The following is a 14,987-nucleotide window of genomic DNA, read 5'->3' on the forward strand; positions in this document are numbered from 1 at the left end:
GCCGGCGGGATCCCGCCTTAGCATGGTCGGACCCGTGCACCGAGGAGGTCTGGTTGGCTTCGTCCCACCCGTACGCGTCCAAGCCCTGGCTCGCGGCGTATCCGCCCGATGTCCCCGCCTCGATCGGAGAGGTGACGCAGACGCTGCTGGCCATGCTCGCTGACAGCGTGAGACGTCACGGCCGCAGGACCGCGCTCGAATTCTTCGGCGCCGGCGTCACGTATCGCACGCTGTGGCGGGAGATCGAGCTCGCGGCGGAGGGCCTGCGCCGCCGCGGTGTCGCGAAGGGCGATCGCGTCGCGATCGTGCTGCCGAACTGTCCGCAGCACGTCATCGCGTTCTACGCCGTGCTGCGCCTCGGCGCGATCGTCGTCGAGCACAACCCGCTCTACACCGCGCGTGAGCTGCGGCACCAGTTCGAGGACCACGGCGCGCGCCATGCCATCGTGTGGGACAAGGTGCACGACACCGTGGCGGAGTTCCCGTCGGACATCCGTCCCGGGGTGATCGTGAGCGTGGACATCACGGCGGCGCTTCCGCTGGCGAAGCGCGTCGCGCTGCGCCTGCCTGTCCCCAAAGCGCGCGAGACGCGCGCCAGGCTGACCGCACGCCCCAGCGGCCGGCGCATTCTCACCTGGAAGGACCTCACCGGCGGGCGAGGCCTTCGACGCTCCTTCGCCGGCCCAGACCTGGACGACGTCGCTCTGCTGCAGTACACGAGCGGGACGACCGGCGCGCCCAAGGGGGCGATGCTCACGCACCGCAACCTGCGCGCGAACGCGATGCAGGGCGAGGCGTGGGTTCCCGGCCTGCGCAAGGGCGCGGAGACGTTCTACGCCGTGCTGCCGCTGTTCCACGCGTACGGCCTCACGCTGTGCCTGACGTTCGCGATGAGCATCGGAGCGAAGCTCGTGCTCTTCCCGACGTTCGACGTGGAGCTCGTCGCGCAGGCCTCGCGCAAGAGCCCGCCCACCTTCCTTCCGGCAGTGCCGCCGATCTACGACCAGCTCGCGCGGGCAGCCGCGCACGGGCGGCTGGATGTCAGCAGCGTGCGATTCGCGATATCGGGCGCGATGAGCCTGCCTGTCGCCACGGTCGAGCGCTGGGAAGATGCCTCGGGCGGTCTGCTCGTCGAGGGCTACGGCATGACCGAGGCGTCCCCCGTCGCGCTGGGCAACCCGATGGGACCCACGCGCCGCCCGGGTACCGTCGGCGTGCCGTTCCCCAGCACGGACATCCGCGTGGTCGATCCCGACGATCCGGCGAAGGACGTGCCGCCCGGCGAGGCTGGCGAGCTGCTCGTGCGGGGCCCCCAGGTCTTCGGCGGCTACTGGCAGCGCCCCGCCGAGACGGCGGCCGTGCTGCTCACCGGTGGGTGGCTTCGCACGGGAGACGTCGCGACGGTGTCGTCCGACGGGTTCGTCACCATCGTCGACCGACTCAAGGAGCTCATCATCACGGGCGGCTTCAACGTCTCGCCGACCGAGGTCGAGCAGACGCTGGAGTCCCACCCCGACGTGAGCGCAGCCGCCGTGGTGGCCGTGCCGCGCGGTGACGGCGGAGAAGCCGTCGCCGCCGCCGTCGTCCTGAGGGAGGGCGCCTCGGTCGATCTCGGCGGCTTGCGCGACTTCTGTCGCCTGCATCTCGCCGAGTACAAGGTGCCGCGGCGGATCGTGGCGATGGACGACCTGCCGCGCTCGCTCATCGGCAAGGTCCTGCGTCGCGAGGTCCGCCAGCGCATCGTCGGGAAGTGACCGCGCCGACCGCGGCCATCGGCCCCGGAGCGCGGAAACGACGAGAGCCCGATCCTGATGGATCGGGCTCTCGTCTGTGTGTGACCCCAGCGGGATTCGAACCCGCGTTACCGGCGTGAGAGGCCAGCGTACTAGGCCGCTATACGATGGGGCCGTGCTGTGGGCCCTTCTGGGCCCCGTTTCCGTTTCCGGCAACTAGAAGAGTATGACATGAGGTCCGGGCGGTGAACAAATCGAGGCGCTTCCGCGTCGCATCCCGCGCGTGTCGCGTCATCCGGGCCCCGCCGCACCGGCGTCGATGATTGACTCATGCCATGCGCATCACGAAGCACGAGCATGCCGCCCTCCGCATCGAGGCGCACGGCGCGACGCTGATCATCGATCCCGGCAGCTTCACGACCGTGCTCGGCGAGCTGCACGCCCTCGCGGCCATCGTGATCACGCATGAGCACGCCGATCACTGGACGCCCGAGCAGCTCGAGCGCATCTTCGTCGCCGCTCCCGACGTGCCGATCTTCACGACCGCGGCCGTCGCGGCGGCCATCCAGGACCACGATGTGACGGTCGTCTCCCCCGGCGACGAGCTTGCCGCCGGCCCGTTCTCGCTGCGGTTCTTCGGGGGCGCGCACGAGCAGATCCACTCGAGCATCCCGGTCGTCGACAACGTCGGTGTGCTCGTGGACGATCTCCTCTACTACCCCGGCGACTCCTACGCGCTGCCGGAGGGCGTCGTGGTCGACACGCTCGCGATCCCGACCGGAGGCCCCTGGCTGCACCTCGGCGCCGCGATGGACTTCGTCCTCGCCGTGCAGCCGCGCCGTGCGTTCGGCACCCACGACATGACGCTCTCGGTCGCCGGCCGCACGATGCACTTCAGCAGGCTGAAGTGGGCGACCGAGCAGCACGGGGGCGAGTTCCACCCGCTCGACCCGGGCGACAGCCTGGAGGTCTGAACGGCGCGCGGGTCGCCGCCAGCCTCACTCGTGGGGGTCCGTGCCGGACTGAGCCGCCTGCTCGGGGTCGTCCTCCGCCCACAGCGCGGGCGTCGGCCCACCGGGCGGCGGGACCGGCCCGCCCCACGGGGCAGAGCCCGCGTCCGTGGGCTTCTGCGCCCGGTAACCCGCGGGAAGCTCGTCGACGATGCGGCCATCCTCGGGGCCGCCCTCCAATGCGTATGCCATGTGTGAACGCTATGCGCGCACCCGTGCCGAGGAAAGACGGTTGACGGCGTGCCGGCAGCGAGTCACTGATCGAAACGCGGATGCACCCGCGCGATCGATCACCGACACGGACGGACGGCCGCGTCGCTAGGATCGCGGGGTGGAGTTCTGGGGCGCACGGCCTGCGGGCACGCGCCCGGGGTCGGAAGCCGCGGGCGCCGGACCGGACTCGCGGACGCGCTCGATCTGGCTGAACCAGCTCGCCCTCACGGCGACCGTGGTCGTGATCTCTCTCGTCGTGCAGGGCCTCACGCCCGGCAGGATCACGAGCTGGACGTTCGTGGCGGGCGTCGCGCTCATCATGACCGTGACGATGATCGCGCTCGCGGTCCCATGGCACCGCCTCCGCCGCCACGCCGTGGCCGCGATCCCGCTCGCCGACATCCTCGGCATCGGCCTGATGTCGGCCGGCGACGAGCTGCGGCTCGCGTTCCTCTGGGTGGTGCCGATCGTCTGGATCGCGACGCACTTCTCGCTCGCACCGCTGGTCGCGGCCCTCGCCGGCATCGTCGCGATCATGCTCACGGACCTCGCCCTGACGGGCGGCAGCGACGCCGTGGCGCTGCACATCGTCGTGACGGAGCTCTGCCTGACGTTCATCGGCCTCACGGCGCACGCCGGAGCGCGCCAGACCCGCGCGTTCAAGCGGCTGCTGCGCGCACAGGCGGCCCGCATCCAGACCACTCTCGATCGCGTCAGCGAGCAGGAGCGCAACGTCTCGCTGATGATCAACGCCATCGACGTCGGGATCGTCCGGCTGTCGGCCGACGGCGAGCTGATGGCGATGAACGACACGTACGCACGCCTGCACGGCATCGACCCCCGTGACCCGTGGCATCCCGCGCGCGCGATCGAGTACGGCGAGCGCGGCGGCCGACCGCTCCCCGAACCGGAGCGGCCGCTGCAGCGCGCCGCGCGCGGTGAGACGTTCGACGACGAACGGGTGTGGCTCTTCGACGCGGCCGGCGAGTGGCGCGCGCTCTCGGTCGCCGCGCGCAGGCTCGAGGGCGGCGAGGCGGAGCCGCCGTCCGTGCTGCTCGTCGTGCACGACGTGACGGCCCTGATCGAGTCGGAGCGGGTGCGGCAGCGAATCGCCGCCGTGGTGTCGCACGAGCTGCGCAATCCGCTCACGGCCGTGATCGGCCACGCGGAGCTCGGCGTGGAGGACGCGCAGGTGCCGGACGCGGCCCGCCGCAAGTTCGACACGATCCGCCGGGCGGGCGAGCGCATGGAGCGGCTGCTCGACCAGGTGCTGCGTGCCCCCGCGCAGCCCGTGGCCGATCACGAGCCGGGGCGAGCCGAGCTGCGCTCGATCCTCGAAAGCTCGGTGGAGTCGTTCCAGCCGACGGCCACCGCGCGCGGGCTGCGGCTCGAGCTCGACGCGCCCGACACCGTTCTTCTCGCCGGGGACGGCTTCCGGCTCCGGCAGGTGATCGACAACCTCATCAGCAATGCGATCAAGTACACACCGCGGGAGGGCGTCATCCGGGTGTCCTGCCGCACGGAGCGGGAGGAGGTCGCGGTGACCGTCACGGACACCGGCATCGGCATCGCGCGGGAAGACGTCGGGCGCGTGTTCGAGGCCTACTTCCGCGCCCAGACCGCGCGCGACTCCGAGATCCCCGGCACAGGGCTGGGAATGGCGATCGCGCGGGAGATCGTCGTGGCGCACGCCGGGTCGCTCGATGTCGCGAGCGAACCCGGCGTCGGCACCACGGTCACCGTGCGACTGCCGCTCGCCGCAGCGGAAGTCCTGCGGTGACCGCCGTCGGCTTCGGTCTGCCGCAGATCGCGCTCTCCACCCTCGCGGCCGTGCTGATGGTCGGCCTGGGCTTCCTGCCGCGTCCGAGCCGTGCGACGCTGCTGTGGTCGGCGGCGTTCGTCGTCGCCGTGATCTCCGCCTCGCTCACCACGACGGCGGCGGAGCTCGGATCCGAGACGCTCCGCCGTGCGACGCTCGGCGCGCTGCTCTCGCCACAGGTGCTGATCTGGGCGGGCCTGCGCGCGTGGCGCGGCGTGCCGTCGCACTGGTGGCTCGTGCTCGCCTTCGGCGGCGCCTCGGCGAGTGCACTGGCGCTGGTCGACGACGGCGCCGCATTCGTGATCGCGTTCCGGATCGCGTACCTCACGGCCGCCGTCTTCGCCGTGCTCACGCTCGTCGAGCTGCGCCGCATCCCCGAGCGACGCAACCGGATGCTGCTTCCGCTTGCGGTCGTGTGCGGCGCATTCGGCGTGATCGCGGTCGCGAGCGCCGCGATGCTGCTGATCGAGCCGCCGTCCGGCTCTGCGGATCTCGCGCTCGCGCGCAACCTGAACTCGCTCGGGATGCTCGTCAACATCGTGTGCTCGCTCGTCAGCCTGCTCTGGCTCGCTCAGCGTTCCGTACCGCAGGAGCACCACGACCCGGCGCACTGGCACCATTTCTCCGCGGTCGCGGGAGATCGGCTGCGACGCGCGCGCGAACGCGGCGAGCGATCCTGGTCGGTCCTGAGCATGCGGCTGGACGACGCGGACGACGTGCGGCAGGCGTGGGGCGAGACCGCGTTCGGTGAGCTCGCGCAGGCGTTCGAACGAAGAGTACGGCGCGCGTTCCCGGCTGAGGCCGACATCGGCCACCGCGGCCACGGCTGGCTCGTCGTCCTCGTTCCGCGCACGACCGAGGTGCTCCGCGAGCAGGTGCGCGCACTGCTGCACGACGTCGCGTCGATGGACGAGACCGTGAGCGCGACGGTGCGCGTCTCCGCGAGCATCGGATGGGCCTCGGCCGGCGACTCCGGCTACGACCTGGATCACCTCGTGCGCGTGGCGGACAGCGCCCTCGAGGAGGCCGCCGCCGAGGGCGGCGACCGCTGGCGGCGCGTGCGCGTCTAATCGCGCGACGCTCTCCCCGAGGGCGGGGTCCGCGTCAGGACCGCACGACGTCGAGCACGACGACCGCCCAGGACAGCGGCGGCAGCGTCGAGCGGAGAGCGCCCTCGACAAGCTCGACGTCGCGCAGCGCGACGAGACCGACGCGATCCTGATCCTGCTCGACGTTCGCCGCGAAGCGATCATCCCCGTCCGGCACCGTCAGCACCTCGGCCGAGCGCACCCGGATGGCGTCGAGGCCGTGCAGGTCGAGCGTGATGTCGCCCGGCTCGTCCAACGAGCGGTTCGCGAGGAACAGCGCGACCGTGCCGGTCTCCTCGTCCCACGTCGCGGCCGCGTCGATCGCGTCGACGTCGCCGAACTTCTTCGTGGGAAGCTGCGACGACTCGACTGCGAGCCGCAGGATCCGGCCCGTCGCGAGCTGCGACATCCGCGCGAACGGCCAGAAGATCGACTGCCGCCACGCGGCTCCGCCCTCCTCCGACCGGATCGGCGCGATCACGTTGACCAGCTGCGCCTGATTCGCGATGCGCACGCGATCGCCGTGGCGCAGCAGGCTGTGCAGGAAGGTTCCGACGACGACTGCGTCCGTGACGTTGTAGGTGTCCTCGATCAGACGCGGATGCTCCCGCCACGCCTTCGAGACCTGGTGCGGCTGATCGTCGGTGTCGAGGCCGTGCTGGTACCAGACGTTCCACTCGTCGAACGAGATGTCGACCTGCTTGCGGTGCTTGCCCGCCGCCTTGACGGCGTCGATCGTCGCGATCACGCCGTCGATGAAGGAGTCCATGTCGACCGCCTCGGCGAGGAACGAGGCCGCGTCGCCGTCGCTCTCCTGGTAGTACGCGTGCATCGAGACGTAGTCGACCTCGTCGTACGCGTGCGTCAGGACCGTGTGCTCCCAGGAGCCGAACGTCGGCATGGCGCGCGAGGACGAGCCCACCGCGACGAGCTCGATCGACGGGTCGACGAACCGCATGGCCTTCGCGGTCTCGTTCGCGAGACGCCCGTACTCGTCGGCCGTCTTGTGCCCGATCTGCCACGGCCCGTCGAGCTCGTTGCCCAGGCACCACAGCTTGATGTCGAACGGATCCGCCGCGCCGTTCTTCCGGCGCAGGTCCGACCAGTAGGTGCCGCCGGGGTGGTTGGCGTACTCGACGAGCGCCCGAGCCTCCTCGACGCCGCGCGTGCCGAGGTTCACGGCCTCCATCACCTCGACGTCCGCCGTCCTCGCCCAGTCCACGAACTCGTGCAGGCCGAACGCGTTGGTCTCGATCGTGTGCCACGCCCCGTCCAGACGGCGCGGGCGGTCCTCGACCGGACCGATCCCGTCCTCCCACAGGTAGCCCGAGACGAAGTTGCCGCCCGGATAGCGGATCACGGTGGGCCCGAGCTCCTTGACCAGCTGCAGCACGTCCGTGCGGAAGCCCCGCGCGTCCGCCTGCGGATGCCCCGGCTCGAAGATGCCGGTGTAGACGCAGCGGCCCATGTGCTCGACGAACGAGCCGAACAGGCGGCGCGGCACGTCGGCGATCGTGAAGTCGCGGTCGATGACGATGCGGGCGTTGGTCATTGCTCTCCTTGTGGTGGGGGCGTGGAACTCGTGGACGAGCGTCGCGGTCCGGGTCAGGTACCGCCGAAGCCGGTGGTGGCGACGCCCTTGACGATCTGCTTCTGGAAGATGAGGAACACGACGATGAGCGGAAGCGCGGCCAGCACGGCCTGTGCCATGACCTGCGCGTACTGCACGCCGTAGGCGCTGATGACGGTCTGGAGGCCGACGGGCAGCGTCATGAGCGTGGTGTCGCTGATGACGAGGAAGGGCCACAGGAAGTTGTTCCAGGCGCCGATGAACACGAAGATCGCCACGGACGCGAGGATCGGCCGGGACAGCGGCAGCACGATCGACCAGAACACGCGGAACCGGTTGGCACCGTCGACGCGGGCGGCGTCCTCGAGCTCGATCGGCACCTGATCGAAGAACTTCTTCAGGATGAACACCATCGCCGGGGCGACGATCTGCGGCAGGATCAGGCCCCAGTGGGTGTCGACCAGGTTGAACACCAGCATCTGGTAGAACAACGGGATGATGAGCGCCTGCGGGGGCACCACGATCGCGGCGATCACGACGACGAACAGCCATCTGCGACCGCGGAAGTCCAGTCGCGAGAACGCGTAGGCCGCGAGCGCGGAGATCGCGACCGTGAGCACCGTGACCGCGGCTGCGGTCCACAGGCTGTTGAGCGCCCACAGGTAGACGTTGCCCTGCGACAGGATCGCCGTGAACGCCTCGGTCGTCGGACCGGTCGCGCCGATCCACGTCGGCTCCCCCGACGCGGCGTCGGTCTCGGTCTTGAACGCCGTCGCGATCGCCCACAGGAACGGCAGCAGCCACCCGACCGCGAGCAGCAGCAGGATGACGAACGCCAGGATGCGCAGCGGCCCGAAGGGCTTGGCCCCCGGCTTGCGACCGGCGCGTACGCCGGGGTTCACGAGCGTCTCGGTGACGGTGGCCATCACTGCTCCTTCCTGCGACGCGTGATGAGCGCCTGGGCGACGCCGATGACGATGATGAGGGCGAAGAACACGTAGGAGATCGCGGCCGAGTAGCCGAATCGGTAGCCGACGAAGCCCGCCTCGTACATGTACTGCACGATGGAGCGCGTGGTGTCGCTCGCGACGCCGCCGAGCATCTGGTACGCCTGGTCGAACAGCTTCAGGGACGCGAGGATCTGCAGCATCACGATCAGCACCGTCACCGGAGCCAGCTGCGGGAGCGTGATCGACCAGAGCTGCCGCAGCGGTCCCGCGCCGTCGAGCGACGCGGCCTCGTACTGCTGCGCGGGGATGTTCTGCAGCGCGGCGAGATAGAGCAGGAAGTTGAACCCGACCGTCCACCACACGGTGGCGATGATGATCGCGTTCATGTTCGTGTCGGGGTTCTGCAGCCACGCGAGCGGCTCGAGCCCGAACGCTTCGAGGATCGCGTTGGCGGCGCCGATCTGCGGGTTGAAGATCCAGACCCAGATCTGCGAGATGACCGTCGAAGCGAGCAGGAACGGCATGAAGAACGACAGCCGCCACAGCCATTGCCCCGGGATGCCGCGATCGACGAGCACCGCCATGAGCAGGGCGATGAGCACGAGCGGGATCGTGGAGGCGACGGTGAACCACAGCGTGTTGCCGATCGATCGCCACATGATCGGGTCGGCGAGCGCCTCGGCGTAGTTCGCGAAGCCGATGAACGCGCCGCCGGCTCCCGTGAGGGACTGATCCGTGAAGCTCAGGTAGAGACCGTGGACCACGGGCCACACCAGGAACAGCACGAAGGCGACGAGGAACGGGGCCAGGAACGCCCAGCCGACGAGCTGCTCGCCGCGACGCGTGCCGGCGTGGACCTCGCGATCGAGGGCGGCTCCCGTGACGATCGTGCGCGTCCGGGCGTTGTCGGTGATCGCGCTCATGCCTGCCACGTCCCTTCGGGGTCGGCGGGATTGGGCTGCGCCAGCAGGCGGTTCACGCGCGCGGTGAACGCGTCGATCGCGCCCGCGGGGTCGCCGCCGCTGAGCAGCACGGGCTGGACCGCTGCGCCGAAGTCGCTCTGGAAGTTCGAGCCGGACCCCGTGAACCACGCGGCGGGATCGTAGTTCACGAACGAGGCGGCCTCGGCGTAGTGCGCCTGCGGGATCAGGTCGGCGTACTCCGGCGATTCGGTCACCGGCAGGTACGCCGGCACGTGGCCCGCGCCGGCCCAGTCGAAGGAGCCCTTGAGCAGATCCGCCGCGAACCGGTACACGAGGTCGCGCTTGGCGGGATCCGGGCGCGACTGGTGCGGCAGGACGAACGAGTGGGAGTCGGCGTAGACGGCCTTCGTGCCGTACAGCGTGGGGATCAGCGTGGCGTCGAACGGGATGCCCGCGCCCTCCATCGTGCGCAGCTCCCAGACGCCGGTGACGAACATGCCGCTGCGCCCCGTCGCGAACTCGGCCACCGCGGAGGCGTAGTCGGCTTCCGGCTGCGCGATGTCGCCGTCCAGCAGTGCCTGCATGAAGGCCAGCGACTCCACGGCGGCGTCCTTGTCGAGCACCGCGGTGCCGCCCTCCGGGGTCTCCATCGCGAGGCCGTGCTGTGCGTACAGCGTGTAGAACAGTCGCCACATCTGGGCGCCGTCTCCCAGGTAGCCGTACGACAGTCCGTGGCCCTCGCCGCCGTTCGCATCCCTGGCCGCGGCGGCCACGTCGCGCGCGACCTGCAGGAAGTCGTCGGGACCGGTGATCTCCCGCAGCCGGCCGTCGCTGTCGAGCACGCCGGCGGCATCGCAGATATCGCGGTTGTACATGAGCACGAACGGGTGCGCATCGAGCGCGAGGCTGTAGAGCCTGCCACCCGCGTGTCCGCGCTCCCAGATCGGCGCGGGGAACGTGGACTCGTCGATGCCGAGCTCGGCGAGCCGGTCGAGATCCCACGTGTCCAGGAGCCCGCCGGGGGCGTATCCCGTGACGCGCGTGGCGTGCATGATCGCCACGTCGGGTGCGCGTCCGCCCGCGCCGGCCATGGCGAGCTTCGTGTAGTAGGGCGTTCCCCAGGAGAGCACGGTCGGGCGGACGCGGTAGTCGCCCTGCGCGGCGTTGACCGCGTCGAGCATCGACGACATCGTGACGCCGTCGCCGCCCGAGAGCAGGTGCCAGAACTGCAGATCCTGGGCGCCGCTCGCTCTGCCGGCCGGGGCGCATCCCGCCAGCAGCGAGGCGCCGGCCGTCGCCGCCATCCCGGCGAGGAACTGCCTTCGGGTCAGGTTGATCGGTGGTGTCATGTCACTCCCTTGTGACGCGTGAACCGTGATGGCGACATCATTACATCGATGTAATGCAGAGCACAAGGCTTTCCTCGAGGTCTCCGCCCGTCAGCTCGCGCGGGTGGTGCTGGCACGCACGACGATCTCGTGCGGCACCGTGACCGAGCGCGGCGGGCGCGAGCGATCGCTCATCCGGCTCTCGAGCAGGCCGACGGCCTCGCGCGCGAACAGGGCGAGGTCGAACCGCACCGTCGTCAGCTGTGGCGTGGTGAACCGCGAGAGCTCGACGTCGTCGAAGCCGGTCACGAGCACATCGTCGGGCACGCGGATGCCCCGCGCGTGCAGGGCGTGCAGCACTCCGCTCGCGATCGAATCGGTGAACGCCACGACCGCATCGAACGCCGCATCCCGGGCGATCAGCTCGCCGACAGCGGATGCCCCGGATTCCGGCGTCCACGGGAAGTGATGCACCTCGAGCGTGGTGTCCCTCGCGATCCCCGCCTCCTCGAGCGCATCGTGATAGCCCGCCAGACGCAGCCGGCTGGTCGCGGTGGCCCGCTCGGGGTCACGGTCGCCGCCGACCACGGCGATCCGTCGCGCGCCCCGCTCGATCACGTGCCGCGTGATGTCGCGAGCGGCGCCGCGGCTGTCGATGCCCACGTGATCCGTCTGCGGCTCCTCCACCTCCCCGATCAGGACCACAGGCGGCAGGTGCTCGGCCCCGGCGACGGCGCTGTCCTCGAGACGGATCGGATTCAGGATCAGCCCGTCCACGAGATGGGCACGCGCGCGGGACAGCAGCGCGTACTCCCGCCCCGGTTCGGCTGCCGTCTCCTCCACCTGCAGGGCGAAGCCGCGCTCGTGTGCGACCTCGACGAGGCAGTGCAGCAGCGCCCCGGAGAACGCCGTCGCGAGGTCCGGCAGCGCGGCCGCGATCGTGCCGGATCGCCCGTTGCGCAGGCCGCGGGCGCTGAGATTGGGCACGAACTGCAGCGTGTCCATCGCGGCCTGGACGCGCGCGACGGTGTCGGGGCGCACGAAGGTCGTGCCCGTGACGACGTTCGACACCGTCTTGGGCGACACGCCCGCCAGCAGCGCCACGTCCTTCATGGTGGCGCGCCCGGTCCTCCCCGCCATCGGGCCAGGATATCCCCGAGGATCGGGCGCGCGTGTCGTCAGGTGAGCGCGGAGGCCCGCGACGGCGAGGTCGGCGCGGCGAAGAACGCGAGCTCGTGGGCGGACGAGATCCGGAACGCCTCGCGCATGGCTGCTCGCCTGTGCTCCCCTTCCGCGGCCGCGACGCGTGCCACGATGTCGATCGCTCGCCGCGTCGAGGCCGCGAACGCTTCGTCGGCGTAGGTGTCGAGCCAGGACACGTATGGATGCTCGGGATGCGAAAGGGCGCTCAGCCTCGTTCCGACATCCTGGTAGAGCCAGAAGCACGGCAGCAGCGCCGCGATCAGGACCGCGTAATCGCCGCGGGCGGCGCAGGCGAGGAGATGATCGAGATACGCGGTCGTCGTCTCGCTGGGGCGGACGGCCTCGAGCGCGTCGGGTGTGAGCCAGCTCTCGTGCAGCTGCAGCTCCGCCGCGATGGCCCCCTGCGCGGCTCCGGCCCAGAACGCCTGCTCGTCGGGTGTCGGCGCGAGGCCGCTGGCCGCCGCGAGCACGCGGGAGTAGTCGCGGAGGTAGAGCGCGTCCTGCGCGAGGTACCAGAGGAACGCGCTGCGGTCGAGAGTGCCGTCTCCCAGTCCCTGGAGGAAGGAGACCTCGTCGATCCCCGCTCGGATCTCCCGGATGTCCTCCCACCAGTCGGTCTCGACCTCGTCCGCGGTGGGGCGGGTGACGGTGCCGCCGCGTTCCCAGAGGCCGGCGAGATGGCTGACCGGTCCGTGACCCGAGCCGACCTCGAGGCTCGCGCCGTGGCGGATGCTCTCGGCGAGCCAGCGCTTGGACTCCCCCACCGCTTCGATCCAGTCGCTCGAGCGCGCGTACCGGGCCGCGAGCGCGGAGGACAGCGAGCAGCCGGTGCCGTGCGTGTTCGTCGTGTCGATGCGGACGCCGGGGAACTCGGCGACCGCGACCGCCTCTCCGCGCGCATCGACGAGGGCGTCGGGCAGATCGGCTCCCGCGAGGTGCCCGCCCTTCGCGAGCACGCGCACGCCGTAACGCGCGGAGACGCGCGCCGCCTGCGCCACGACCGCCGTCCAGTCGTCCGCCGTCGGCTCATCGGCGAGGATCGCCAGCTCCGGGATGTTCGGGGTGAGCAGGTGAGCGCGCGAGCTCAGCTGGCGCAGCGCCTCCTCGGCGTCCTCATCGAGCAGGCGGTCGCCGCTCGTGGCGACCATCACCGGGTCGAGCACCACCACCGGCGGGTCGACGCGATCGAGCCACTCCCGAACGGCGCGAATGACGTCCGCCGTGGCGAGCATCCCGATCTTGACCGCGTCGATCTCCACGTCGTCGGACACCGAATCGAGCTGCTCGGCGAGGAAGGCGACCGGTGGCACGTGCACCGAACGGACGCCGCGCGTGTTCTGCGCGACGAGCGCGGTGACCACCGCCATGCCGTAGCCGCCGTTCGCGGCGATGCTCTTCAGATCCGCCTGGATGCCCGCGCCACCGGTCGGGTCGGTGCCCGCGATGCTCAGCACCCGGGGCACGCGCCGCGGCCCGGTCACGACGCCGCTCCCCACGCCGCGCGCAGCTCGCGGGCGGCGGACGCGGGGTCGGGGGCGGAGCAGATCGCCGAGACGACGGCCGCTCCGGCGGCACGTGCCGAGCGCATGGCCGGAAGGTCGGCTCTCGTCACTCCCCCGATCCCGACCGCGGGCAGTGCGCTCTCGGCCACCAGCGCGGCGAACCGGGCGAGCCCCAGCGGCTCCGGCGCATCCTTCTTCGTCGCCGTCGCATGCACGGCTCCGATTCCGACGTAGCCCACTCCGGCGGGACTCGCGGCGGCGAGACGCAGCTGCTCCGGTGTGGATGCGCTCAGGCCGATGACGGCATCCGGGCCGACCATCCGGCGCACCGCCGTCACGGGGAGGTCGGACTGGCCGACGTGCACACCGGCCACCCGGGCTCCGGCGTCCCGTGCGGCGAGGAACACGTCGACGCGGTCGTTCACCAGGAGCGCCACCTCGGCAGGCAGCGCCTCGGCGATGCGCAGCACCGTGTCGAGGAACGCCCGGGCGGACGCATCCTTCTCGCGCACCTGCACCGCCGTCACGCCGCCTCGTGCGGCCGCCTCCACCAGCTCGACCAGGTCGTGCCCGGCCGCCTCTGCCAGGCGCGCATCCGTCACGAGGTACACCGACAGATCGACGTTCACGACAGCTCGGCCCGGCGGCGAAGCGTCGCTGCGTCGAGGGCGGCGAGCGCGTCGAGGAACGCCCCCGAGAAGCTGCCCGGCCCGGACGCGCGTTCCGCGGCGAGCTCGGCGGCGACCGTGTACACCGCGATCGCGGCGACCGTCGTGGCGAACCGGTCGTCGTGCACGGCGGCGAAGGCGGCGAGGACGGCGCCGAGCGCGCAGCCGCCGCCGGTGATCCTCGTCAGCAGTGCGTCCCCGTTGGCGATCCTCACGACGTCCCGTCCGTCCGTAACCACGTCCACGGGACCCGAGACCGCGACGATCCCCCCAATGCGCTCCGCGAGCGACAGGGCGGACGGGAGGGCGGCATCCACCCCGTCGGCGGCGTCCACGCCGCGCCCGCCCGCGCCCGCCCCGGTCACCGCGATGATCTCCGAGGCGTTCCCCCGCACCACGGCCGGGCGCAGGTCGCGCAGGGCATGGCTGAGCGGGGTGCGCACCGGCAGGGAGCCGACGGCGACCGGATCGAGCACCCACGGCGTTCCGGCGTCGTTCGCCGCCGCCACGGCCTCGCGCATCGCCTCCCGCTGCTCACCGGTCGGTGTTCCGAGGTTCACGAGGAGTCCGGATGCCACGCCCGCGAACGGGCCGGCCTCGCCGGGGATGTCCACCATCGCGGCCGATGCGCCGAGGGCAAGGAGGACGTTGGCGGTGAAGCCCGTCACCACACTGTTGGTGATGCACTGCACGAGAGGCGCCTGAGCGCGCACCTCGTCCAGAGCGGAGCAGGCGAAATCGAGCAGGTTTTCCGGCGTGCGCGTCATGCGCGACATCCCTTCGCTAGTACGAACTAGATCAGGTTCGACGGGTGTGATCTCAGCCCCGCAGGGCACCCCGTGTCACGTGTTGGGCTCCAGGCTACCCGCATCGCCCGGCGCGCGTACGACGGCAGAGGACGCCCGGCGAGACGAGACGGCACGCGGGCGGCCGATCCTCCTGCGGCCACTCCGGTTCAGCGGGGTCGCGTCACTCGCCTC

Annotated in this window: 13 protein-coding genes, 1 tRNA gene and 1 riboswitch; of the genes, 4 read left to right on the forward strand and 10 right to left on the reverse strand. The window is 71.1% G+C overall.

Annotated elements, in window-relative coordinates; genetic code table 11:
• Window positions 1-53: 53 nt before the first annotated feature.
• Window positions 54-1,754, forward strand: a complete 1,701-nt coding sequence (locus BJP60_RS08890; RefSeq protein ID WP_203135431.1) for a long-chain-fatty-acid--CoA ligase — start codon at window positions 54-56, stop codon at window positions 1,752-1,754.
• 81 nt (window positions 1,755-1,835) lie between these two features.
• Here BJP60_RS08890 and BJP60_RS08895 read toward each other — a convergent pair.
• Window positions 1,836-1,908: transfer RNA gene (locus tag BJP60_RS08895), tRNA-Glu, on the reverse strand.
• Window positions 1,909-2,068: 160 nt separating this feature from the next.
• Here BJP60_RS08895 and BJP60_RS08900 point away from each other — a divergent pair.
• Entirely contained in the window at window positions 2,069-2,707 is a 639-nt protein-coding gene (locus BJP60_RS08900) for an MBL fold metallo-hydrolase (protein ID WP_203135432.1), read from the forward strand.
• Between the two features lie 24 nt (window positions 2,708-2,731).
• On the opposite strand, the gene BJP60_RS08905 is transcribed toward BJP60_RS08900, so the two are convergent.
• Window positions 2,732-2,935: a hypothetical protein gene (locus tag BJP60_RS08905; protein ID WP_203135433.1), complete on the reverse strand. Its 204-nt coding sequence runs from the start codon at window positions 2,933-2,935 to the stop codon at window positions 2,732-2,734.
• Window positions 2,936-3,074: 139 nt separating this feature from the next.
• Between BJP60_RS08905 and BJP60_RS08910 the strand changes: the two genes are divergently transcribed.
• The gene (locus BJP60_RS08910; RefSeq protein WP_203135434.1) at window positions 3,075-4,736 is read left to right on the forward strand and encodes a sensor histidine kinase; all 1,662 of its coding nucleotides are present in this window, start codon (window positions 3,075-3,077) and stop codon (window positions 4,734-4,736) included.
• On the forward strand, window positions 4,733-5,845 hold the full coding sequence (locus BJP60_RS08915) for a GGDEF domain-containing protein (protein WP_203135435.1): 1,113 nt from the start codon (window positions 4,733-4,735) through the stop codon (window positions 5,843-5,845). Before BJP60_RS08910 ends, BJP60_RS08915 begins: the two co-directional genes overlap by 4 nt.
• 34 nt (window positions 5,846-5,879) lie before the next feature.
• On the opposite strand, the gene arfA is transcribed toward BJP60_RS08915, so the two are convergent.
• The 8 genes from arfA to thiM form a co-directional block, all read right to left on the reverse strand.
• Window positions 5,880-7,415, reverse strand: coding sequence for an arabinosylfuranosidase ArfA (gene arfA, locus BJP60_RS08920; RefSeq protein ID WP_203135436.1), 1,536 nt, complete (start codon window positions 7,413-7,415; stop codon window positions 5,880-5,882).
• Between the two features lie 53 nt (window positions 7,416-7,468).
• Complete coding sequence (locus BJP60_RS08925; protein WP_203135437.1) at window positions 7,469-8,359, reverse strand: carbohydrate ABC transporter permease; 891 nt, start codon at window positions 8,357-8,359, stop codon at window positions 7,469-7,471.
• Window positions 8,359-9,306 carry a carbohydrate ABC transporter permease gene (locus BJP60_RS08930; RefSeq protein ID WP_203135438.1) on the reverse strand — a complete coding sequence of 316 codons (948 nt, stop codon included), beginning with the start codon at window positions 9,304-9,306 and terminating at the stop codon, window positions 8,359-8,361. Before BJP60_RS08930 ends, BJP60_RS08925 begins: the two co-directional genes overlap by 1 nt.
• Window positions 9,303-10,655, reverse strand: a complete 1,353-nt coding sequence (locus tag BJP60_RS08935; protein ID WP_203135439.1) for a substrate-binding domain-containing protein — start codon at window positions 10,653-10,655, stop codon at window positions 9,303-9,305. Before BJP60_RS08935 ends, BJP60_RS08930 begins: the two co-directional genes overlap by 4 nt.
• 90 nt (window positions 10,656-10,745) lie before the next feature.
• Window positions 10,746-11,774 (reverse strand): LacI family DNA-binding transcriptional regulator, encoded by a 1,029-nt coding sequence (locus tag BJP60_RS08940; protein WP_203135440.1) that lies wholly within the window; start codon window positions 11,772-11,774, stop codon window positions 10,746-10,748.
• 38 nt (window positions 11,775-11,812) lie between these two features.
• The gene (locus BJP60_RS08945; RefSeq protein ID WP_203135441.1) at window positions 11,813-13,318 is read right to left on the reverse strand and encodes a bifunctional hydroxymethylpyrimidine kinase/phosphomethylpyrimidine kinase; all 1,506 of its coding nucleotides are present in this window, start codon (window positions 13,316-13,318) and stop codon (window positions 11,813-11,815) included.
• Entirely contained in the window at window positions 13,315-13,968 is a 654-nt protein-coding gene (gene thiE / locus BJP60_RS08950; RefSeq protein WP_203135442.1) for a thiamine phosphate synthase, read from the reverse strand. The genes BJP60_RS08945 and thiE overlap by 4 nt, the downstream gene beginning before the upstream one ends.
• Window positions 13,965-14,774, reverse strand: a complete 810-nt coding sequence (thiM, locus tag BJP60_RS08955; protein ID WP_203135443.1) for a hydroxyethylthiazole kinase — start codon at window positions 14,772-14,774, stop codon at window positions 13,965-13,967. The genes thiE and thiM overlap by 4 nt, the downstream gene beginning before the upstream one ends.
• A riboswitch (TPP riboswitch) is annotated at window positions 14,766-14,857 on the reverse strand. It overlaps the preceding gene by 9 nt.
• Window positions 14,858-14,987 lie beyond the last annotated feature (130 nt).

This window comes from Microbacterium sp. JZ31, assembly GCF_016805985.1.
Classification (GTDB): Bacteria; Actinomycetota; Actinomycetes; order Actinomycetales; family Microbacteriaceae; genus Microbacterium.

What these genes read in the sequence shown, in the direction of transcription:
- BJP60_RS08940 (WP_203135440.1), bottom strand. Translation starts at nt 11,774, where the DNA reads ATGGCGGGGAGGACCGGGCGCGCCACCATGAAGGACGTGGCGCTGCTG.
- BJP60_RS08925 (WP_203135437.1), bottom strand. Translation starts at nt 8,359, where the DNA reads ATGGCCACCGTCACCGAGACGCTCGTGAACCCCGGCGTACGCGCCGGT.
- BJP60_RS08905 (WP_203135433.1), bottom strand. Translation starts at nt 2,935, where the DNA reads ATGGCATACGCATTGGAGGGCGGCCCCGAGGATGGCCGCATCGTCGAC.
- thiM (WP_203135443.1), bottom strand. Translation starts at nt 14,774, where the DNA reads ATGACGCGCACGCCGGAAAACCTGCTCGATTTCGCCTGCTCCGCTCTG.
- BJP60_RS08900 (WP_203135432.1), top strand. Translation starts at nt 2,069, where the DNA reads ATGCGCATCACGAAGCACGAGCATGCCGCCCTCCGCATCGAGGCGCAC.
- arfA (WP_203135436.1), bottom strand. Translation starts at nt 7,415, where the DNA reads ATGACCAACGCCCGCATCGTCATCGACCGCGACTTCACGATCGCCGAC.
- BJP60_RS08935 (WP_203135439.1), bottom strand. Translation starts at nt 10,655, where the DNA reads ATGACACCACCGATCAACCTGACCCGAAGGCAGTTCCTCGCCGGGATG.
- BJP60_RS08930 (WP_203135438.1), bottom strand. Translation starts at nt 9,306, where the DNA reads ATGAGCGCGATCACCGACAACGCCCGGACGCGCACGATCGTCACGGGA.